A 20,973-nucleotide genomic window follows, 5' to 3' on the forward strand; every position below is an offset into this window, starting at 1 on the left:
ATGTGACATCGCTGGGATTTGGGCATGAGGTGGTCCGTGGCCAGGCGCGCAGTTTCCCGCGCCCCTGACGGGGAGCAGTTTCCCGCGCCTCTGACGGGGAGCAGTTCCCCGCGCCTCTGACGGGGAGCAGCTCGCCGCGCCTCTGACGGGGCGTAGCTCGCCGTGGTCCTTGTGGGGCTACAGAACCCGTACGCCGATCTGTGCCGCGAACACCGGGGCCAGGTCCAGTAGTTGGGCAGGGCTGATCACCGCGCCCGTCAGGCGCTCCACGCCCCGCGCGATGCCCAGTTCGGCAGCCTGGCGCAGGTCGACGTCCTTCATGCGGACCCCGGTGAAGTCCGCCCCGCGCAGCACGCAGTCCACGAACTCGACCCGCTCCAGCGCGGCCCCGCCGAAGTCGGGCTCCAGCAGGACGCAGCCCTCGAAGACGACGTCGCGCAGCCGGGCCTCTCGCAGGTTGAGGTAATCGATCTTGCCGCCCCGGATCAGTACGCGCTCCAGGACCGCGCCGTGCAGCTGGACCCCGCCCATGCGCGCGTCCACGAGCTCGACATCGCGCAGCGAGGCCCCCGACAGATCGGTCCCCACGCCGCGCGGCCCGGTCAGTACGGAGTCGATGAAGCGGGCGCCGGCCAGCCCGGTCCCGTCCAGGGCGCATCCCTCGAACGCGCAGTCCAGGAAGCGTGCCCCGGGCCCGTCCTGCCGCCCCAGGTCGACCTCCGCGAAGACCAGGCCGTCGTAGTCCCCGTCCGGTTCGAGCTCCTCGCCCGCGCCGCCGAAGTCCCTGAGTGGCGGCAGCTGGATCTCCGGCCGCCGGGCCTGCTTCACCTGTTGGGCCTTGCCTTGTCGTGCCATGCCCCCATGGTTACGCAACGCGCGGGAAGCGGGCCTGGAGGTCCCAGATCGCCGGGTTCTCCGCCAGGTCCTCGTGCAGATCGCACAGGTCCGCGATCACGTCCTGGAGGAAGTCGCGGGCCTCGCGGCGCAGGAGGCTGTGCGAGAACGTCAGCGGGGGCTCGCCCTCCGGCTGCCAGTCGGCCTCGATGTCCACCCAGCCGAAGCGGCGCTCGAAGACCATGCAGTCCGTGGACTCGGTGAAGTCGAGCTCCGCGAACTGCGGCCGGGCGGCGCGGCTGCCCCGCGGGTCCTGGTCGATGCGCTCGACGATGTCGCACAGCGCCCACGCGAAGTCGAGGACCGGCACCCATCCCCAGGCTGTGGACAGCTCCCGGTCCGCCTTGGTGTCGGCGAGATAGACGTCGCCGCAGAACAGGTCGTGCCGCAGCGTGCGGACGTCCACGCTGCGGTAGTCGGTCTGCGGGGGGTCGGGGAAGCGGTTGGAGAGGGCGTAGCCGATGTCGAGCACGTATGTGATGGTGTCACGCCCCGTGGACGGAGCACGCCCTGTGGACGGGGGAGGTCAGGACAGCAGGCGCTGCTCCTTCGCCACCGCCACCGCGCCCGCGCGGGTGTCCACGCCGAGCTTGTCGTAGATCCGGCCCAGATGGGTCTTCACGGTGGCCTCGCTGATGAACAGGGCGCGGGCGATCTCGCGGTTGCCGAGGCCCCGGGCCAGCTCGCCGAGGATCTCCAGCTCGCGTTCGGTGAGGGTGGGCTGGGGGCTGCGCATGCGGGCCATGACGCGGCTCGCCACGGGCGCGGACAGGGTCGTACGGCCCTGCGCGGCGGCCTGGATCGCGGCGAAGAGCTCCTCCGGGCGCTCGGCCTTGAGGAGGTAGCCGGTGGCGCCGGCCTCGATGGCGCGGGTGATGTCGGCGTCCGTGTCGTACGTGGTCAGGACCAGGACGTGTACGCCGGTGGGGGCGATCTGGCGGGTGGCCTCGACGCCGTCGATGCCGGGGCCCAGCTGGAGGTCCATGAGGACCACGTCCGGCTTGAGTTTCGTGGCGAGGGCGACGGCTTCCTCGCCGGTGCCGGCCTCGCCGACGACCTCGATGTCTTCGGCGCTGCCCAGGAGGGCGAGCAGGCCTGCGCGGACCACTACGTGGTCGTCGCAGAGGAGGATGCGGACGGTCATGGGGCTCCTTGCTGCGGCCGAGCTTGATCAATCAGCCCGTCCGGCGTTTGAGGACACCGCCCGGAGGGCGGAAGGCTTCGCCGAATTTCGGGAAGGGGCGGGGTGGGGGTGGGGAACATAAGGCGGGGTGGGGAACATAACTACACGAACGGAACCTTCGCCGAGACCACTGTCCCCTCCCCGGCCCGGGACTCCACCATCAGGGCCCCGCCCAACTGCCGCACCCGCGCGCGCATCGCCGGCAGCCCATGCCCCCGTACGCCGCGCGCCACCGACCCGTCAGGGTCAAAGCCACGCCCGTCGTCCGCGACATCCAGGATCACCTGGTCCTCCAGATAGCTGAGCGTCAGCGCGACGAACTCCGCCCCCGAGTGCTCCCGCACATTCGCCAGCGCCCCCTGCGCGATCCGCAGCAGCGCCGACTCCACCCGGTCGGGCAGCGCCAGCGGCGTCCCGTCGACGCGCACCCGGACCTCGGGGCCGAGCCCCGCCCCCGACTCCCGCGAGGCCAGCCCGCGCAGGGCCGAGACCAGGCCGCCCCCCGACGCGAGGTCGGCCGGTGCCAGGTCGTGGACGAAGCGGCGGGCCTCGGCCAGGTTCCGTTCGGCGAAGGACTCGGCCGTACGTACATGCGCACGGGCCTTGTCCGGATTCGCGTCCCACACCCGGTCCGCGGCCTGCAGCAGCATCTGCTGGCTGGACAGTCCCTGCGCGAGCGAGTCGTGGATCTCCATGGCGAGGCGCTGGCGCTCGGCGAGCGTGCCCTCGCGGCGCTCGGTCGCGGCGAGGCGTTCGGCCTGGCGCTGCGTGTGGACGAAGACGGACACCGCGATCGCGGCGACCGCGGGCGGTGCGAGCACCTGGTTCGGGTCGAAGCCGTCTGCGAGGCGGAGCTGGGCGGCCACGACGAACGCGGTGAGCACGCCCACCAGGCCGAGCGCAGGACGCGACGGCAACGTACGCAGTCCGGTGTACAGCAGCGGCACCGCACACCACGCGAAGCTCGGCGCGAGGACGACGAGGACCATCCACACCCCCACGACCGCCGCGAGCCACGCGACCCGGCGCGGTGTCGGACGGGAGCCGAGGGCCGGACCGAGCACGTGGAGCAGGGCGAGGCCGACGCTGAGCGCGATGATCCACGGCGTGCGGGTCTCGCCCGGGTGCCGGATCAGGAAGCGGGCCAGGGAGGCGCCGAGCAGCAGGAAGAACGCCATGTGCATGACGGGGGCGAGCCAGCGGGCATCGGGGTCGACGGGCCCGCTCCGCGCGTGCTGTGCCACCGGTCGCTCCACGTCGCTCCTTCGTCGTACGCGCTGTCGCTCCTCGTCGTACGCGCTGCCGAAGCTCGATCGTGTCCCCGTCCGGACCACCCCCGCATCAACCGATCGGATGACGGCCTTGTCGTCCATCGTGCGCGGCGACCGCAGCCGGTACGTCGACCGCCTGGGCCCGGTTCCGGCCGGAGGATCGAAGCAGAGCAAGCGAGCAGCACACGCAGCAACGTGAGCCGCTCGCAGCAACGCGAACCGCTCACTCCGAGACTCACACCCGAAGGACCCACCATGAAGAAGCTTTCGCTGCGCGCCCGTGTCCTCATCGGTACGGCCGTCGCCACCACCGTCGCCGCCGGCGCCTTCGGCAGCCTCTCCGCCAACGCGGCGGCCCCGGCCGCGGCCCCCGCCGCCGTGACCGCCGACGCCGGCAAGGGCAACCTGCAGCAGTCCACGCACCTGACCGTCGAGGCCGCGACCAAGGCCGCGCAGGTCACCCTGGACGCCGCGAAGAAGGAGAACCAGCGCGTCTCCGTCGCGGTCGTCGACCGCAACGGCAACACCATCGTCACCCTCCGCGGCGACGGTGCCGGCCCGCAGTCCTACGAGGCCGCGCAGAAGAAGGCGTTCACCGCCGTCTCCTGGAACGCCCCCACCTCGGAGCTGGCCAAGCGCCTGGAGCAGGCCCCGACGCTGAAGGACATCCCCGGCACCCTCTTCCTCGCGGGCGGCGCCCCGGTCAAGGCCGACAACGCCCCGATCGCGGGCATCGGTGTCGCCGGCGCCCCGAGCGGCGACCTGGACGAGAAGTTCGCCCAGGCCGGCGTGGCCTCCCTCGCCAAGTAACACCGAGCAGCACCGAGCAACGCCGAGCTGCACCAAGCAACACCAGGTAATCGCGAGGGCGTGGAACCTCGCTGAGCCGGTTCGCATCTAGCCGGTGGAACGGCCCCCGTCCGGGCCGTTCCACCGGCTTCGCGCGCAAAGCGGTAGGTAACTCCACAGACCTGTTCAAACCATGTATATGCCGCATAAGATCCAGTCCGTGGAAAATCGATCTCGCGTACGCATGGCCGGGGCGGCCGCGTTCACCGCGCTGGCCCTGACCGCCCTCACCGCCTGCTCCGGCTCCGCCGTCACGGGAAAGCCGGGCGACGCGGGCGTACGCGATCCGTACTTCCCCAAGCTGGGCAACGGCGGCTATGACGTCGCGCACTACGGCCTGAAGGTCGACTACGACCCGGAGTCGAAGAAGCTCGCGGGCGAAGCGGAAATCACCGCCCGCGCGACACAGGACCTCAGCGCCTTCAACCTCGACCTCAAGGGCCTGAACGTCGACAAGGTCACCGTCGAGGGCAAGCCCGCCCGCTTCAACCGCGCGGCCCACGAGTTGACCGTCCGGCCGGACGACGACCTGCGCAAGGGCGAGACCTTCAAGGCCACCGTCCGCTACTCGGGCAAGCCCGAGACGATCACCGATGCGGACGACTCGACGGAGGGCTGGCTCTACACGGCCGACGGCGCGATCGGCCTCGGCGAGCCGACCGGCTCGATGGCCTGGTTCCCCGCCAACAATCACCCGAGCGACAAGGCCGCGTACGACATCGAGATCACGGTCCCGAAGGGCCTGACGGCGGTGTCCAACGGGGAGTTGAAGGAGACGCGGCCCGGCAAGAACGGCCGCTCCACGTTCGTCTGGCACAACGCCGAGCCGATGGCGAGCTATCTCGCGATGGCCGCGATCGGCAAGTACGAGGTCAAGAAGTCGGACGTGAAGCTGAAGGCCGGGCGGCTGCCCGTCTACACGGCCGTCGATCCGACGAGGGCGGAGGAGAGCGAGGAAGTCCTCGCCGTTATCCCCGACGTCATGAAGTGGGGGGAGGACAACTTCGGCGCGTACCCGTTCTCCTCCACCGGTGCGGTCGTCGAGCGCGACGACGACATCGGCTATCACCTGGAGACCCAGACCAAGCCGGTCTTCGACGGCTCCCCCGACGAGTCGACCCTCGTCCACGAGCTGGCCCACCAGTGGTTCGGCGACTCCGTCACGCCCAAGTCGTGGCAGGACATGTGGCTCAACGAGGGCTTGGCGACGTACGCGGAGTGGCTGTGGGAGGAGGACACCTACGGCGACTACTCGGCGCAGGACATCTTCGACCAGATCTACGCGGGCAAGGGCGACGCCCTCGAAGAATTCGAGATCGACCCCGAGGCTCTCTGGGAGTTCCCGCCCGCCAAGCCCACCAACGCCAAGGCCATTTCCGGGGATCCGGTCTACAACCGCGGCGCCATGGTGATCCACAAGATCCGCCAGGCCGTCGGCGACGACAAGTTCTACGACATCATCCAGGGCTGGACCAAGAAGTACCGCCACTCCAACGCGAACACCGCGGACTTCACCGCGTACGTGGAGGAGAAGGCCGGCAAGAAGCTCGACTCGATCTGGGGCCCCTGGCTGTACGGCAACGGAAAGCCGAAGAAGCCGTAGGAGTCGGAGGAGTCGGAGGAGCCGCAGGAGTCGGGCAGCGGCTCAAAGCTCCTTGCGCATCAGCACGCAAGGCCGCTCCAGCGCCAAGTCCTCGGCGTACCCGATGAGTTCGTAGTCGAGGTTGGTCCAGAACCAGCCCGCCTGGTCGTTGTTCTCCAGGATGGCCAGGCGCACCGCCTCGCGGCCCGCCTCCCGCAGGCGCTCCTCGATCAGCCGGACCAACTCCCGCCCGATGCCCTTGCGGTGCACCCGCCCGTCGACCAGGAGCAGCCCGATCCACGGATCGGGGTCGCTGGGGTCCGGGTGCCGCCCGAGCAGGGCCACCAGGCCGACCAGCTTGCCCTCGTAACGGGCGAGCAGCACCTCGGCCGAGGGATGCGCGAGCTCGTCCGCGAGGGACTTCGCGACCTGCTCCTCGGTGATGTGCGCCGGGTCCGGGAAGTCGCCGCTGAGCGCGAAGAACGCGTGGTTGGAGGCGTAGAGCCGGGTCACCTCGGTGAGGACGGGGCCGGGCAGCGCGCCGTCGTGGACCGGGAGCGGTTCGAGGATCATGTCTGGCAGCGTACGACTGTGCGACAGCGGACGACGAAGGGCCCCGGCGACCGATGCCGCCGGGGCCCTTCGTCATTGCACGCTCTGTGCGGACGTACGTCAGATGCTGACGCCGAAGTCCGAGGCGATGCCCGAGAGGCCCGAGGCGTAGCCCTGGCCGACCGCGCGGAACTTCCACTCCGCGCCGTTGCGGTACAGCTCGCCGAAGACCATCGCGGTCTCGGTGGCCGCGTCCTCGCTCAGGTCGTAGCGCGCGATCTCGGCGCCGCCGGCCTGGTTGATGATGCGGATGTACGCGTTGCGCACCTGGCCGAAGTTCTGCGCGCGGGTCTCGCCGTCGTAGATCGAGACCGGGAAGACGATCTTGTCGATGTCGGCGGGCAGGGCCGCGAGGTTCACGTTGATCTGCTCGTCGTCACCCTCGCCCTCACCGGAGCGGTTGTCGCCGGTGTGCACGATGGACTGGTCCGGCGTCGCCTTGTTGTTGAAGAAGACGAAGTGGCCGTCCGAGAAGACCTTGCCGTCGGCCTTGAGCGCGATGGCGGAGGCGTCGAGGTCGAAGTCGGTGCCGGTGGTGGTGCGGACGTCCCAGCCGAGGCCCACGGTGACGGCGGTCAGACCCGGCGCCTCCTTGGTGAGCGAGACGTTGCCGCCCTTGGACAGGCTTACAGCCATGGAGGTCCCTTTCCCCTAGGTGCTGCGTAGTACGGACTTCGTACTGGAGACGAAGCTACCGTCATCCCCCTTAACGCCAATGGGGGACTGTCAGGTTCCATCTCGCTTTACTTTCTTTGCAAAGCCCGCGATCACCGGATCCGGTGAGTGGACTAGACCTTTCGAGGTCCGGCGCGCGACACTGTCCCCCGTGAGACATGTCATCGCCCTCGACGTGGGCGGCACCGGAATGAAGGCCGCCCTGGTCGGCACCGACGGCGCCCTGCTGCACGAAGCCCGCCGCGCCACCGGACGCGAGCGCGGCCCCGACGCCGTGGTCGAGTCGATCCTCGACTTCGCCGCCGAGCTGCGCGCGTACGGCGAGGAGCGCTTCGGCGAGCCCGCCGCGGCCGCCGGAGTCGCCATCCCGGGCATCGTCGACGCCGAGCGCGGCATCGCGGTGTACGCGGCCAATCTGGGCTGGAGCGACGTCCCGCTGCGCGCCCTGCTGAGCGAACGCCTCGGCGGCATCCCCGTGGCGCTCGGCCACGACGTCCGCACGGGCGGGCTCGCGGAGGGGCGGATCGGGGCGGGTCAGGGCGCCGACCGCTTCCTGTTCGTCCCGCTCGGCACCGGCATCGCCGGGGCCATCGGGATCAAGGGCGTCATCGAACCCGGCTCGCACGGCGGTGCGGGCGAGATCGGCCACATCGTCGTACGCCCGGATGGCCCCCCCTGCAGCTGCGGTCAGCGCGGCTGTCTGGAGCGGCTTGCCTCCGCCGCCGCGGTGAGCCGGGCCTGGGCCGAAGCGAGCGGTGACCCGGACGCGGACGCCGCGGACTGCGCGAAGGCCGTCGAGTCCGGCGACCCGCGGGCCCAGGAGGTCTGGCAGTACGCCATCGAGGCCCTTGCCGACGGCCTGCTCACGGCGCTCACCCTGCTTGACCCGCACACCCTGATCATCGGTGGCGGGCTGGCCGAAGCCGGGGAAACCTTGTTCGTACCGCTGCGGGCGGCCGTGGAGCGCCGCATCGTGACCTTCCAGACGCTGCCCGAGATCGTCCCCGCCGCACTCGGGGACACCGCGGGCTGTCTGGGCGCGGGCCTGCTGGCCTGGGACCTGCTCAAGCTGCAAGAAGGGGCCGTCCCGGCCCAGCACCCCCACCCGTCCTCGGAGGTAACCACCTGATGGCCGCACGCAAGGTACTCACCGGCGCCCGGGTGGTGCTGCCCACCGGAACCCTCACCGACGGCCGGGTCATCGTCGACGGCACGAAGATCGCGGGCCACGCCCCCGACGACGCCTCCACCGTCGACCTCACCGGACACTGGCTGGTCCCCGGCTTCGTGGACATCCACAACCACGGCGGCGGCGGCGCCTCCTTCACCTCCGGCACCGCGGACGACGTACTCAAGGGCGTGCGTACGCACCAGGAGCACGGCACCACCACCCTCGTCGCCTCCACCGTCACCGGCTCCATGGACTTCCTCGCCGAACGCGCGGGCTTCCTCTCCGAGCTGGCCGAGCAGGGCGACCTCGCGGGCATCCACTTCGAGGGCCCCTTCATCTCGCCGTGCCGCAAGGGCGCCCACGACGAGACCCTGCTGCGCGACCCCGACCCGGCCGACGTGCGCAAGCTGATGGACGCGGCGCGCGGCCAGGCCCGGATGTTCACGCTTGCCACCGAGATGCGCGGCGGCATCGACTCGGTGCGCCTGCTGGCCGAGCACGGCGTGATCGCCGCGATCGGGCACACGGACGCGACGTACGAGCAGACCGTGGAGGCCATCGACGCGGGCGCCACCGTCGCCACGCACCTCTTCAACGCGATGCCGCACCTGGAGCACCGCACCCCGGGCCCGATCGCCGCCCTCCTGGAGGACGAGCGGGTCACCGTCGAGCTGATCAACGACGGCACGCACCTGCACCCCGCCGCCTTCCAGCTGGCCTTCCACCACGCGGGCGCCAAGCGGGTCGCCCTGATCACCGACGCGATGGACGCGGCCGGCTTCGGCGACGGCGAGTACATGCTCGGCCCGCTCGCCGTCGAGGTGAAGGACTCCGTGGCCCGCCTCGTCACCGAGGACGGGACCCCCGGCTCCATCGCGGGCTCCACGCTCACCCTGGACCGCGCCTTCAAGCGCGCGGCCACGATCGACAAGCTGCCGGTCGAGTCGATCGTCCAGGCGATCTCGGTGAACCCGGCGAAGCTGCTCGGCGCCTATGACCGGATCGGTTCCCTCGAACCCGGCAAGGACGCCGACCTGGTGGTCCTGGACTCCGAGTTCGCCCTCGTCGGCGTCATGCGCAAGGGCGAATGGGTTATTGAGCCCCAACTTGGGTGATTTAGGCGTACGTTGCTGAGCAGGCGGTTGGTCCGGAGGTCTGGGCCAGCCGCCTTCTCTTTGGCATGATCAGCTCCGGCACGCGCACCTATTGTTGGTCATCCGGGGGTGGAACCCGTGATTCTCACGGTCACGCTGAACACCGCCCTGGACCTCACCTATCGCGTCCCGCGCCTCACGGCCCACTCCTCGCACCGCGTCACCGACGTCACCGAGCGCCCCGGCGGCAAGGGCCTCAACGTGGCCCGGGTGCTCGCCTCGCTCGGCCACGAGGCGACGGTCTGCGGCTTCGCGGGCGGCTCGACCGGCCGGGTCCTGAGCGAGCAGCTCGCCGCCTTCGCCGGCATCCGGGACGCGCTGACCCCGTGCGCGGGCGCCACCCGCCGCACGATCGCCGTCGTGGACGACGCCACCGGCGACACGACCCAGCTCAACGAACCCGGCCCGCTGGTCTCGGCCGCCGAGTGGCGGACCTTCCTCACCTCGTACGAGGAACTCCTGCGCGGCGCCTCCGCGGTGGCCCTGTGCGGCAGCCTGCCGCCGGGGGTCCCGGTCGGCGCGTACGCCCATCTCATACGTGCCGCGCGCACGGTCGGCGTCCCGGTCCTGCTCGACACGAGCGGCGAACCGCTGCGGCGCGGGATCGCCGCCCGCCCCGACATCGTCAAGCCGAACGCGGACGAGCTGGCCGAACTCACGGGCTCCCACGACCCCTTGCAGGCCACGCGGGACGCCCGGCGTCGCGGGGCCCATGCGGTGGTTGCCTCGCTCGGCCCCGGAGGGCTGCTCGCGGCGACCCCCGACGGGGCTTGGCGGGTGGCCCCGCCGGCCCGGGTGCAGGGCAATCCGACGGGTGCCGGTGACTCGGCGGTGGCGGGTCTGCTGGCCGGCCTGGTCGAGGGCGAGCCCTGGCCGGCCCGACTGGCCCGCGCGGTCGCCCTGTCGGTGGCGACCGTACTGGCGCCTGCGGCGGGCGAGTTCGACGCGTCGGCGTACGCGGAGCTGCTGGCTCAGATTTCTTCCTTCCCCACCCCGCCCCTTCCCGAAAGTCCTGCGGACGGCTCAAAGGATGTCCTCAAACGCCGGACGGGCTGATTTGCCAGGACTGACGTATCAGGGCTCATCAATCAGCCCGTCCGGCGTTTGAGGACACCGCCCGAAGGGCGGAAGGCTCCGCAGGATTTCGGGAAGGGGCGGGGTGGGGAAACAAAACGGAACTGGGGAGCAACGTGCCACTCGTAAACACCGCTGAGCTCATAGCGGCAGCGCAGGCCGCAGGCCAGGGAATCGCCGCCTTCAACGTGATCACACTGGAGCACGCCGAAGCCATCGCCGAAGGCGCCGCCCGGGCAGGCAGGCCCGCGATCCTGCAAATCTCCGAGAACGCCGTGAAGTTCCACGGCGGCAACCTGTCCCCGATAGCCGCAGCCACCGCAGCCGTCGCCCGCGCCTCAAAGGCAAGGCTCTCCCTCCACCTCGACCACGTCGAATCCGTCGACCTCCTCCGCCAGGCCCACCCCGCAGGGTTCAGCTCCGCCATGTTCGACGCGTCGAAGCTGACCTACGGCGACAACGTCAAGGCCACGGCGGAAGCCGTACGTTGGGGCCACGAGCGCGGCATCTGGATCGAGGCCGAACTCGGCAAGGTCGGCGGCAAGGAGGGCGAGCCCCCGCTCGACGCCCACGCGCCCGGCGTCCGCACCGACCCGGCCGAGGCGGCGGCGTACGTCCGGGACACCGGCGTGGACGCCCTCGCCGTGGCGGTCGGCTCCTCGCACGCCATGACGGAACGTACGGCGGCCCTGGACCACGAGTTGATCGCCGCACTCAAGACGGCCGTCCCCGTCCCGCTCGTGCTGCACGGCTCAAGTGGCGTACCGGACAAGGAGATACGCGAGGCCGTCGCCTCCGGCATGGTGAAGATCAATGTGGGCACGGCCCTCAACACGGCCTTCACGGGCGCGGCCCGCGCCTACCTGGAGGCACACCCCTCGGCGGTCGACCCCCGCAAATACCTCGTCCCGGCTCGCGAGGCGATGGCCGGGACGGTGGCGCACTTCTTGGGGCTGCTGGGCTGAACGTGGGACCGCTGAGCTGAAAGGGAACGGGGGAGGGCGGGACTACTTCCAGCCCTTCACCAGCTCCACCTGGTCGAGGTTCACGTCGCACGTGTCTCCGGTCTCGCAGGAGATCTTGATCGTGTTGGTGCCCTTGTTGAGGAGGATGTTGGCCCAGGTGTTGGTCCAGCCCTTTTCCCAGTCGCCCTCGGGGCCGTGGCCGAAGTTGTCCAGGTTCAGCTTGCGGTCCTGCATCTTGCCGTTGATGGACAGCGTGGTGGACATCTTCTTGCCGGGCACGCCGTAGTACACCTTCAGCCTGTACTTGCCGTCCTTCGGGATGCCGTTGACGGTCCAAGTCGCCGAGGCGCCCGGGTTGTTGAGGCCCGCGACATACGTGCCTGACCTGGAGCCCGGAATGGTGCTGTCGGGGGCCGTCCCACCAGCCAGCTGCAGCGCCTTCGCGTCGTCCTTCGGCAGCTCGACGTCCTCCGCGGGCTTCGACGGCTCCTCGCTGGGCTTGACGCTCTGGCCCGCGGTGGTGCCGCCGCTGGTGTCGCCGCCGGCCTCGTCGCCCTTGTCGTCGTCCCCGGTGATCAGCGCGACACCGATGCCGACGACGACCACGGCCACGACCGCGATCGCGCCGATCAGCAGGCCCTTGGTGTTGGGGCCGCCGCCACGACCGCGGCCGCCGCCCTGGTCGCCCGGCAGCGGCTGCTGGCGCGTGGTCTGGCCGCCGGGGAAGGTCTCGGGTGCCGCGTAGTGGCCCTGGTCGTAGGCGGGCGCGGGCGGCTGCTGGGGCGGGACCCCGTACTGGCGCTCGCCCACCGTGCGCACCTGGTTGTAGGTGCGGCCCTGCCCCGGGTAGCCGTAGCCACCGCCGCCGCTCGGCGGGGTCGCGCCGTTCGCCCGACCGTCCTCGTACAGATAGCCGAACGGGTCGTCGTCCTCGGGCGTGCTCGCGCCGTTGTTACCGGGCGTGGTCATCCCCAGGGCCTCCTCAGGCAGGTCGCGTACGTGGATCAGGTCAGCGATCAGGTCAGCGGACTTCGATCCGGCGAGCCTACCCGCTCGGGGTGACCCAAACGGGTGGCGTTGACCTCACTGACAGGCTGACCTGCGACTATCCAGCGCGCCTGTGCTGTTTGGCACGAGATCGTTTCTCGATGTACATCCGTTGGTCGGCGGATTGCAGCACTTCGTCGGCCGTCATGCCGCAGTGTGCCCACCCGATGCCGAAGCTGGCGCCGACCCGGACCGCGCGGCCGTCGACCCGGATGGGCGGAATGATCGCGTTCCGCAGCCGGACCGCGAGGTCCTGCGCATCGGCCCGCCCCAGTCCGTCGGCGAGGACGACGAACTCGTCGCCGCCGAGTCGGGCGACCGTGTCCCCGTCCCGCACCACGCTCGTCAGCCGGCGCGCGACCTCGATGAGCACCGCGTCCCCGGTGTGGTGCCCGAACCGGTCGTTGATGGACTTGAACCCGTCCAGGTCGCAGAAGAGAACGGCAAGCCCCTTGGTGCCGTCGTCCGTCTCGCCCTCGGGCGCGACCGTGTGCACGTGGTGGTCGTAGCCGGAGTCGTACATGCCTTGGCCGATCGCGGAGGGACCGTGCCCGCTCCCGACCCCGTTCCCGTAGTCGAAACCGTGACCATTGCTGTCGTACGTGGGTGATCCGGTCAAAGTGCCGTCGAACGCGGGCCCCGCGCCGTACGCCGCGTCCAGTGAGTCGATCGCGCTGAGCTGCTCGGACTGCGGCTTGCTGCACAGCCGGGAGCTGAGCCGGGCGCGCAGCTCGGCGGAGTTGGGCAGGCCGGTCAGCGAGTCGTGCGAGGCGCGGTGGGCGAGCTGCAGCTCGCGGCGCTTGCGCTCCTCGATGTCCTCGACGTGGGTGAGCAGAAACCGGGGGCCGTCCGCGGCGTCCGCCACGACGGAGTTCCTGAGCGAGACCCAGAGGTACGTCCCGTCGCGCCGCCCGAGCCGCAGCTCCGCGCGCCCGCCCTCGGCGGAGGTGCGCAGGAGCGTCCCGATGTCTTCGGGATGCACGAGATCCGAGAACGAATAGCGCCGCATGGCGGAAGCGGGCCGCCCCAGAAGACGGCACAAAGCGTCATTCGTACGCAGAATCCGCCCGTGCTGATCACCGCCCATCTCGGCGATGGCCATGCCCGAAGGGGCGTACTCGAAGGCCTGCCGGAAGGACTCCTCGCTCGCCCTGAGCGCCTGCTGCTCGCGTTCGAGCCTGACCAGGGCGCGCTGCATGTTTGCTCGAAGTCGCGCGTTGCTGATTGCAATGGCGGCCTGGAACGCGTACATCTGCAGCGCCTCGCGGCCCCAGGCGCCGGGGAGGCGGCCGTTGCGCGGGCGGTCGACCGAGATGACGCCGAGCAGCTCGCCGCCGGACGATCCGGTGGCGTACATCGGTGCGTAGAGCCGGTCCCGGGGGTGCCATTCGTCCTCGAAGCGGGGCTCCGGGCCGTCCGTGTGCCACTGCGGTACGTCGTCCTCTATGAGGACCCAGCCCTCGGTGTGCGGGACGAAGCGGAGCGAGCCCCAGCCCTCGCCCATGGAGAGCCGGCGTTCCCAGGAGGCGCGGGATCCCACGCGTCCGGTGATGAGGGCCTCGGCGGCGGCGCTGCCCGCGAAGGCGGCAACGACGAGATCACCGTCAGGACGTACGAGATTGACGCATGCCAGCTCATAACCGAGGCCGCCCACGACGCCGTCGGCGACGGTCTGCAGCGTGTCCGCCAGGCTCCGTGCCGTATTCAGGTCCGCGACTACCTGATGCAGCTGCCGCAGGGTCGCAAGACGGACATAAGGCTCCGACTCGGTCTCCATGCTCGCTCTCCCCGAGACCTCGACAGCAACTCCAGGATTCGCAGCTTCCTCAGTGTCGTCCTCAGTGTCTGATTGCCTCAGCCACTGAATCACAGCGAGCTGCCCACTCGGTACACAGGGTCAACAAAATATGAGTCCTGTGACTCAAGTCACAGCGGGGGTGAAGGGGGTGCGTGCGGAATGGTGATCTCTGCGTACGTTTCCTGAACGCAAAGCGTGTGCGGTGCGTGTGCGGTCAGCATACGGAACCGGGACTCGGGGCCTAGGACTTGGCTCGGGCTGTGGCCCGATGCGGGGGTGTGCGGGGCGGCACTAGCGTCTTGGTCGTGTCCACCGCTGCGAAGACTCATCCTGTTGGGGTGAGCAACGAAGAGTTCCGCGCCGCCATGTCCCGCCTCGCCGCGGGTGTGGTCCTGGTGACGGCGACAGAGGCCCCGCTGGGCGAGGACGGTCCGGTCAGCGAGGACGTCGGCATGACGGCGACGGCCTTCATGTCCGTGTCCCTCGACCCGCCCCTCGTCCTGGTCAGCCTGCGTGACGGCTCCCGCATGGACGACCTCCTCGCGGAGCGGCCCCGCTGGGGCGTCTCGGTCCTGTCCGAGTCCCAGCGGCACATCGCCGGCCGCTTCGCGATGAAGGGGCGGATCAGCGACCGGTTGCTCTTCGAGGACATCCCGTACGCGCGGGGGCCGCTGTCCGGGGCGCCGCTGGTTCGCGGTGCGCTGGCGACGCTGGAGTGCGAGACGGAGTCCCGCGTCCCCGCCGGGGACCACACGCTGGTCATCGGCCGAGTGCTGACCGCGTCCCTGCAGAGCGCGGAGGGTGGGCCCTTGACGTACTTCCGGGGCCGGTACCGGCAGTTGGGCTGATTTTGCCCCCTCCCCGCCCCTTCCCGTAAGGCTGCCGTCGGCTTCAAAGACTGTCCTCAAGCGCCGGACGGGCTGATTCATGGTTGATGAATCAGCCCGTCCGGCGTTTGAGGACACAGCTCCGCAGGATTTCGGGAAGGGGCGGGGAGGGGCAAAAGCAGTTAGCCCCAGTCACGTCCGGAACGGCCCCGCTTGGTGTCCGAGCGTGCCTTCTTCTGGCGCAGCCGGCGCTCATTGATCCCGCGGGGGATCTTCGTCGCGCGGCGAGGACGGGGAGGCGGCGCAGTCGCCTCGGCAAGCAGCGCCGCGAGCCGCGTCGCAGCCATCTCCCGGTTCCGCCACTGCGACCGATGCTCGGACGCCCGGACCGACACCACCCCGTCGACGAGGCGGGACGCGAGCCGCTCCAGGGCCCGCTCCTTCCACACATCCGGCAGCGCGGACGTCTTCGCCAGGTCGAAGCGGAGCTCCACCTGCGAGTCCGACGTATTCACATGCTGGCCCCCCGGCCCGGACGACCGGGAGAAACGCCACATGAGCTCGGCCTCGGGCAGGGAGACGGAGCCGCGGATGACGTAGGGACCAGGCATGCGCCCATGATCCCGCGTCACCCGCGCCCCGTCACCCCGATTTCCGGTGCGGATCAGGCGAGGATCACGCTCCGCGTGAGGTTCCGCGGCCGGTCCGGGTCGAACCCGCGCGCCTCGGCCAGCGCCACGGCGAGCCGCTGCGCCCGCACCAACTCGGCCAGCGGGTCCGCATCCTGGCGTGCCACGAGATGCCCGCCGACCCGGTCGACATCCCCCGCGAGCCCCTCCGGCAGCTCACCGAACATCCAGGCCACCCGGCCGGGGCCGGTGATGGAGATCGGCCCGTGCCGGTACTCCATCGCCGGGTACGACTCGGTCCACGCCCCCGCCGCCTCGCGCATCTTCAGGCCCGCCTCGAGCGCGAGACCGTACGTCCAGCCGCGCCCCAGGAACGTCCACTGCTCCGCGCCGACCACGGCGTCCGGCAGCGGCTCGGTGACCGCGAGCTCCGCGTCGAGGGCCGCCTCGGCGACCGACTTGACCCCCGCGATGTCGCCAAGTCCCGCCCGCAGGAAGGCCAGCGCGGTCGTCGCGAAGCGGGTTTGGACCACCGACTCCTCGTCGGCGAAGTCGAGCACCGCGACGGTGTCGGCGGCCTCCATGACCGGAGTCTTGGGATCGGCGGTCAGGGCGAGGGTCGGGACCTTGCCGCGCACCGCGCCGAGCAGGTCAAGGACCTCCGTCGTCGTGCCGGAACGGGTGATCGCCACGACCCGGTCGTACGTCCGGCCCACCGGGAACTCCGACGACGCGAAGGCGTCCGTCTCGCCTTGACCTGCGGCTTCCCGCAGCGCCGCGTACGCGATCGCCATGAACCACGAGGTCCCGCAGCCGGTCACGGCGACCCGCTCACCGGGCTGCGGCAGCCCCTCGAAGTCGGCGGCGAACTCGGCGGCCCGGCGCCAACAGGCGGGCTGGGTGGCTATTTCTGCGGCGGTACGTGACATGCGCGGCGGCTCCTTGAGCGGAACGTACGGAACGTAAGAGCAGGGTGCCGACCCGTCACCCGGCGCGTCACCCGATGTGTGCGAGCAGGGTGTCGATCGACGTGATGTGCATAGCAGTCGGGGCCGTGGGCGGGCAATGGCTGCCCTTCGTTGCACAAGCGATATGTGAGTGGTGTAGACCTTGTGCGAGGACGTTGGGGAAACTCGCCGCGTCCGGAACGGAACCAGCAAGGGTGGGAACAGCGGTGCAGCGGCGCATTACGGGGCTGACGGCGGCGGCAGCCGCACTGGGCATGACGGTGACGCTGGCCGGCTGCGGCTCGTCCGGCGACTCCGACGAGGTGACACTCAAGCTCGTCGCGGCCAACTACGGCGACAGCTCCGCCAACAGCTCGCAGAAGTACTGGGACGGGCTCGTCGCCGACTTCGAGGCCAAGAACCCGAAGATCAAGGTCGACGTCGACGTCTACTCCTGGAGCGACGTGGACGCCAAGGTCGCCGAGATGGTCAAGGACGACAAGGCGCCCGACCTCGCGCAGATCGGCGCGTACGCCGACTACGCCGCGCAGGACAAGCTGTACGCCGCGGACGACGTGCTCTCCATCCGTACCCAGTCCGACTTCCTCCCGCAGCTGACCGACGCGGGCGAGTACCGGCGCAATCAGTACGGCATGCCCTTCGGTTCCTCGACCCGGCTGCTCTTCTTCAACAAGGACCTGTTCGCCAAGGCCGGCATCTCCGACGCCCCCGAGAGCTGGACGGAACTCGCGGCCGACGCCGCGCGGCTGAAGAGCCAGGGGCACGCCAAGTACCCGTTCGCGCTGCCGCTCGGACGCGAGGAGGCGCAGGCCGAGGCGATGATCTGGATGCTCGCGGGCGGCGGTGGCTACACCGACAGATCCGGGACGTACCGGATCAACTCGCAGGAGAACATCAAGACCTTCGAGTGGCTGCGGGACGACCTGGTCGGCGCGGACCTCACCGGTCCGGTGGCCCCCGGCAAGCTCAACCGGCAGGACGCCTTCGACGCCTTCGCGAAGGGCGAGGTCGGCATGCTCAGCGGGCACCCCGCGCTACTCAAGCAGGCCAAGGAGGCCGGCCTGAACTTCGACACGGCGCCGATGCCCGGCATCAACGGGAACGCCAAGGGCACGCTGGGCGTCGCCGACTGGATGATGGCCTTCAAGCAGAACGGCCACCAGAAGGAGATCGGCACGTTCCTCGACTTCGTCTACGAGCAGAAGAACGTCGTCGACTGGTCCGAGCGCTACGGCATCCCGCCCGTCACCGTCTCGGCGGCCGAGGCGATCGGCGCCGACCCCAAGCAGAAGCACCTCAAGGAATTCCTCGACGAGCTGCCGACGTCGGAGTTCTACCCGGTGGGCGAGACGTCCTGGGCGCGGGTGAACGCGGACATCAAGCAGCAGATCGGCAAGACCGTCGAGAAGGGCGGCAACCCGAGGTCGGTGCTGACCGAGCTGCAGAACGAGGCGGTGGCGGCGCAGAGCGAGGAGGAGTAGGCCTCGCCTGCTCCCCGTGGGGCCGCGCCCGTTGTCAGTGGGCGCGGCTAGGGTTTTTCGCATGACCGAGCTCAGCGACCGTGACCTTGCCGTTCTTGCCGTGGAGCGGCGCGGCTGGCCCTCGGCCGGCGTCAAGGAGCGGACGATCCGGGAGCAGCTGGGTATATCGCCCACCCGCTACTACCAGTTGCTGAACGCGCTGCTCGACGATCCGCGCGCCCTGGCCCACGACCCGGTGACGGTCAACCGGCTGCGCCGGATCAGGGACGAGCGGCGCGAGCGCCGCCAGTGACGCGGGCGCGAGTGCGCATGCGAGTACGGACACGGGTGCGGATGCGAGTGCAGATGCGAGTACGGATGCGAGTACGGATACAGCGTCGATCGTGACCCGATAGAGCATGGGTGCGCCCCGCCCCCGCTCGATAGGGTCAAGCCATGGCCAGCCATCCGCACCCGCGCACGCCTGACCTGCCGTCCCCTTCGACGCCCGCCGGCCGCGAGGGCCTCGCCGCGCTCCTGGCGCGGCCCGAACGGGCCCTGATCGCCCTGGACTTCGACGGCACCCTCGCCGAGATCGTCCCCGACCCCGAGCAGGCCCGCGCCCACCCCGGCGCGGTCCCGGCCCTCGCCGCGCTCGCCCCGCGCGTGGCCTCGGTGGCGGTGGTCACGGGGCGGCCCGCCGGGGTGGCCGTGCGGTACGGCGGCTTCGCGGGGGTGCCGGGCCTTGAGCACCTGGTCGTCCTCGGCCATTACGGCGCCGAGCGCTGGGACGCCGTGTCCGGCGTGGTGACCGCGCCGGACGTACCGTCCGGGGTTGCCGCCGTGCGGGCCGAACTCCCCGGGTTCCTGGAGGAGTTGGGGGCGTGGCGGGGGACGTGGATCGAGGAGAAGGGGCGGGCGGTCGCCGTGCACACGCGCCGCGCGGACGACCCTTCCGAGGTGTTCGAGACGGTACGCGGGCCGCTGGCCGAGCTGGCCTCCCGGCATGGGCTGATCGCTGAACCCGGGCGGTTCGTGGTGGAGTTGCGGCCGCCGGGGATGGACAAGGGGGTCGCCCTTGCCGCGTACGCGCGGGAGGTGGGGGCGGAGTCGGTGTTGTACGCCGGGGACGATCTGGGCGATCTGCCGGCGTTCGCGGCGGTGGAGAAGCTTCGCTCCGATGGGATGGCCGGGCTGTTGCTGTGCAGCGGCAGCGTGGATGTGCCGGAGCTCGCGGAGCGGGCGGATCTGGCCCTTGCCGGGCCGGGGGCGGTGGTCGGCTTTCTGTCCGCGCTGGCTGAGCGCCTTTAGTTCCCCACCCCGCCCCTTCCCGTAAGGCTGCCGCCGGCTTCAAAGACTGTCCTCAAACGCCGGACGGGCTGACTAAGTCAGCCCCGCAACGCCTCCAGCTGATCCAGGAACCACGCGGCAGGCGGCAACGCGGTGGACGCGGCAGCGAGCCGCTTCGTCCGGGAGGCCCGCTCCTCCGGAGCCATGAGGAGCGCCTCATGCAGAGCCTCACAAGTCCCGGAAACGTCATACGGGTTGACCACGAGCGCGTCCTCACCCAGCTCCGCACACGCCCCTGCCTCCCGCGAAAGCACCAGCACACACCCCTCGTCGGACACGACCGGCACCTCCTTGGCCACCAGGTTCATGCCGTCCCGAATCGGATTCACCAGCGCCACATCGGCCAGCCGGTACGCCGCGAGCGACCGCGCGAAGTCGTCCTTCACATGGAGCAGGACCGGGGTCCAATCAGCCGTCCCGTACGAGGAGTTGATCGCTTCGGCGAGCCGCGAGACCTCCTCCGTGTACTCCCGGTACACCGCCAGATCCTGCCGCGACGGGTACGCGAACGCGATGTGCACCACCCGCCCCCGCCACTCGGGCCGGGAGTCGAGCAGCAGCCGGTACGCGTGCAGCCCGCGCACGATGTTCTTGGACAGCTCGGTCCGGTCGACCCGCACGACGGTCCGCCGGTCGGGCCCGCCCACTTGCGCCCGCAGATCCGCGAGCCGCGACTCCACATCGGCCTGCCGCGACCGCTCCCGCAGGAAGTCCGCGTCGGCGCCGAGCCCGTGCACCCCGATCCGGGTGTCCCCGACCCCGCCGACCACCTCCGAGGCGCACGCCACGAACGCGTCGGCCCAGCGCCGGGTCAGGAAGGCCAGCCGGTCCGCCCCGAGCATCCCGCGCAGCAGCTCCTCGGCGACGGAGTCCGGCAGCATCCGGAAGTAGTCCACCGGCGCCCACGGCGTGTGCGAGAAGTGCCCGATCCGCAGGTCGGCCCGCAACTCCCGCAGCATGCCGGGGACGAGGGCCAGGTGGTAGTCCTGCACGAGCACCGCCGCATCCGGCGCGGCCTCCGCCGCGAGCGCCTCGGCGAAGGCCCGGTTGTAGGCGCGGTACGACTCCCACTGGCGCTGGAACTCCGGCCCGAAGGCGGGCTCCAGGGGGGTCTGGTAGAGCAGGTGGTGGACGAACCAGAGCGTCGAGTTGGCGACGCCGTTGTACGCGTCGGCGTATACGTCCGGGTCGATCGCGAGCATCCGCACGCCGGGCTCCGCCACCCCGCGCCGCACGGCCTCCCGGTCGCCCTCGCCGAGCGCCGCGCAGATCCACAGCGAGTCCGCGTCGGAGCCGATCGCAGACAGGCCGGACACCAGACCGCCGCCGCCCCGCCTCGCGTCGAGGCCGCCGTCGTCGCGTACGGCATACGTCACCGGGCCGCGATTGGACGCGACAAGAACCGTTGCACCGTGCTCGGAAGCCATGACGCGAACCTAGCCCGTGCCGTAAACGCTCAAACGT

Annotated in this window: 21 protein-coding genes; 10 read left to right on the plus strand and 11 right to left on the minus strand. The window is 70.5% G+C overall.

From position 1 onward, the window contains the following. Positions 1-177: 177 nt before the first annotated feature. The 4 genes from OG430_RS27255 to OG430_RS27270 form a co-directional block, all read right to left on the minus strand. A complete protein-coding gene (locus OG430_RS27255; protein WP_327355230.1) occupies positions 178-855 on the minus strand; it encodes a pentapeptide repeat-containing protein in 678 nt (225 codons plus the stop codon). 10 nt (positions 856-865) lie between these two features. Continuing rightward, positions 866-1,366 (minus strand): hypothetical protein, encoded by a 501-nt coding sequence (locus OG430_RS27260; RefSeq protein ID WP_327355231.1) that lies wholly within the window; start codon positions 1,364-1,366, stop codon positions 866-868. A 54-nt stretch (positions 1,367-1,420) separates the two neighbouring features. After that, the gene (locus OG430_RS27265) at positions 1,421-2,038 is read right to left on the minus strand and encodes a response regulator transcription factor (protein ID WP_327355232.1); all 618 of its coding nucleotides are present in this window, start codon (positions 2,036-2,038) and stop codon (positions 1,421-1,423) included. Between the two features lie 140 nt (positions 2,039-2,178). After that, positions 2,179-3,333 (minus strand): sensor histidine kinase, encoded by a 1,155-nt coding sequence (locus tag OG430_RS27270; protein ID WP_327355233.1) that lies wholly within the window; start codon positions 3,331-3,333, stop codon positions 2,179-2,181. Between the two features lie 270 nt (positions 3,334-3,603). On the opposite strand from OG430_RS27270, the gene OG430_RS27275 reads away from it, so the two are divergent. Both OG430_RS27275 and OG430_RS27280 read left to right on the plus strand, forming a co-directional pair. Continuing rightward, positions 3,604-4,158 (plus strand): GlcG/HbpS family heme-binding protein, encoded by a 555-nt coding sequence (locus tag OG430_RS27275; RefSeq protein ID WP_327355234.1) that lies wholly within the window; start codon positions 3,604-3,606, stop codon positions 4,156-4,158. Positions 4,159-4,381: 223 nt separating this feature from the next. Further along, a complete protein-coding gene (locus OG430_RS27280) occupies positions 4,382-5,800 on the plus strand; it encodes a M1 family metallopeptidase (RefSeq protein WP_327359236.1) in 1,419 nt (472 codons plus the stop codon). A 42-nt stretch (positions 5,801-5,842) separates the two neighbouring features. On the opposite strand, the gene OG430_RS27285 is transcribed toward OG430_RS27280, so the two are convergent. Then, on the minus strand, positions 5,843-6,352 hold the full coding sequence (locus OG430_RS27285) for a GNAT family N-acetyltransferase (protein WP_327355235.1): 510 nt from the start codon (positions 6,350-6,352) through the stop codon (positions 5,843-5,845). A 99-nt stretch (positions 6,353-6,451) separates the two neighbouring features. After that, on the minus strand, positions 6,452-7,027 hold the full coding sequence (locus OG430_RS27290; RefSeq protein ID WP_327355236.1) for a TerD family protein: 576 nt from the start codon (positions 7,025-7,027) through the stop codon (positions 6,452-6,454). 190 nt (positions 7,028-7,217) lie between these two features. On the opposite strand from OG430_RS27290, the gene OG430_RS27295 reads away from it, so the two are divergent. The 4 genes from OG430_RS27295 (at position 7,218) to OG430_RS27310 (ending at position 11,430) form a co-directional block, all read left to right on the plus strand. Continuing rightward, the gene (locus OG430_RS27295; RefSeq protein ID WP_327355237.1) at positions 7,218-8,195 is read left to right on the plus strand and encodes an ROK family protein; all 978 of its coding nucleotides are present in this window, start codon (positions 7,218-7,220) and stop codon (positions 8,193-8,195) included. Continuing rightward, positions 8,195-9,352, plus strand: a complete 1,158-nt coding sequence (nagA, locus tag OG430_RS27300; protein ID WP_327355239.1) for an N-acetylglucosamine-6-phosphate deacetylase — start codon at positions 8,195-8,197, stop codon at positions 9,350-9,352. Before OG430_RS27295 ends, nagA begins: the two co-directional genes overlap by 1 nt. A gap of 117 nt (positions 9,353-9,469) precedes the next feature. Then, positions 9,470-10,447, plus strand: a complete 978-nt coding sequence (locus OG430_RS27305) for a 1-phosphofructokinase family hexose kinase (RefSeq protein ID WP_327355241.1) — start codon at positions 9,470-9,472, stop codon at positions 10,445-10,447. 134 nt (positions 10,448-10,581) lie between these two features. Next, a complete protein-coding gene (locus OG430_RS27310) occupies positions 10,582-11,430 on the plus strand; it encodes a class II fructose-bisphosphate aldolase (protein WP_327355243.1) in 849 nt (282 codons plus the stop codon). A gap of 42 nt (positions 11,431-11,472) precedes the next feature. Here the strand turns inward: OG430_RS27310 and OG430_RS27315 are convergent, their stop codons facing one another. Together OG430_RS27315 and cdgB are read right to left on the minus strand one after the other, a co-directional pair. Beyond that, positions 11,473-12,399 (minus strand): carbohydrate-binding protein, encoded by a 927-nt coding sequence (locus tag OG430_RS27315; protein ID WP_327355244.1) that lies wholly within the window; start codon positions 12,397-12,399, stop codon positions 11,473-11,475. Between the two features lie 136 nt (positions 12,400-12,535). After that, positions 12,536-14,254, minus strand: coding sequence for a diguanylate cyclase CdgB (gene cdgB, locus OG430_RS27320; RefSeq protein WP_327355245.1), 1,719 nt, complete (start codon positions 14,252-14,254; stop codon positions 12,536-12,538). Positions 14,255-14,640: 386 nt separating this feature from the next. Here cdgB and OG430_RS27325 point away from each other — a divergent pair, with 386 nt between their 5' ends. Then, entirely contained in the window at positions 14,641-15,123 is a 483-nt protein-coding gene (locus OG430_RS27325) for a flavin reductase family protein (RefSeq protein WP_442816734.1), read from the plus strand. Positions 15,124-15,284: 161 nt separating this feature from the next. On the opposite strand, the gene arfB is transcribed toward OG430_RS27325, so the two are convergent. Together arfB and OG430_RS27335 are read right to left on the minus strand one after the other, a co-directional pair. Beyond that, positions 15,285-15,713: an alternative ribosome rescue aminoacyl-tRNA hydrolase ArfB gene (arfB, locus tag OG430_RS27330; RefSeq protein WP_327355247.1), complete on the minus strand. Its 429-nt coding sequence runs from the start codon at positions 15,711-15,713 to the stop codon at positions 15,285-15,287. A 53-nt stretch (positions 15,714-15,766) separates the two neighbouring features. Beyond that, entirely contained in the window at positions 15,767-16,660 is an 894-nt protein-coding gene (locus tag OG430_RS27335; protein ID WP_327355248.1) for an SIS domain-containing protein, read from the minus strand. A gap of 245 nt (positions 16,661-16,905) precedes the next feature. Here OG430_RS27335 and OG430_RS27340 point away from each other — a divergent pair, with 245 nt between their 5' ends. From OG430_RS27340 to otsB, 3 genes are all read left to right on the plus strand, one after another. Then, positions 16,906-18,180, plus strand: a complete 1,275-nt coding sequence (locus tag OG430_RS27340; protein WP_327355249.1) for an extracellular solute-binding protein — start codon at positions 16,906-16,908, stop codon at positions 18,178-18,180. 61 nt (positions 18,181-18,241) lie between these two features. Beyond that, on the plus strand, positions 18,242-18,472 hold the full coding sequence (locus OG430_RS27345) for a DUF3263 domain-containing protein (RefSeq protein WP_327355250.1): 231 nt from the start codon (positions 18,242-18,244) through the stop codon (positions 18,470-18,472). Positions 18,473-18,615: 143 nt separating this feature from the next. Beyond that, positions 18,616-19,470 (plus strand): trehalose-phosphatase, encoded by an 855-nt coding sequence (gene otsB, locus OG430_RS27350; protein ID WP_327355251.1) that lies wholly within the window; start codon positions 18,616-18,618, stop codon positions 19,468-19,470. 77 nt (positions 19,471-19,547) lie between these two features. Here the strand turns inward: otsB and OG430_RS27355 are convergent, their stop codons facing one another. Then, positions 19,548-20,936 carry an alpha,alpha-trehalose-phosphate synthase (UDP-forming) gene (locus OG430_RS27355; protein WP_327355252.1) on the minus strand — a complete coding sequence of 463 codons (1,389 nt, stop codon included), beginning with the start codon at positions 20,934-20,936 and terminating at the stop codon, positions 19,548-19,550. Between the last annotated feature and the right edge of the window lie 37 nt (positions 20,937-20,973).

Origin of the sequence: Streptomyces sp. NBC_01304 (assembly GCF_035975855.1) — a bacterium.
In the GTDB taxonomy this organism is placed as follows: Bacteria; Actinomycetota; Actinomycetes; order Streptomycetales; family Streptomycetaceae; genus Streptomyces.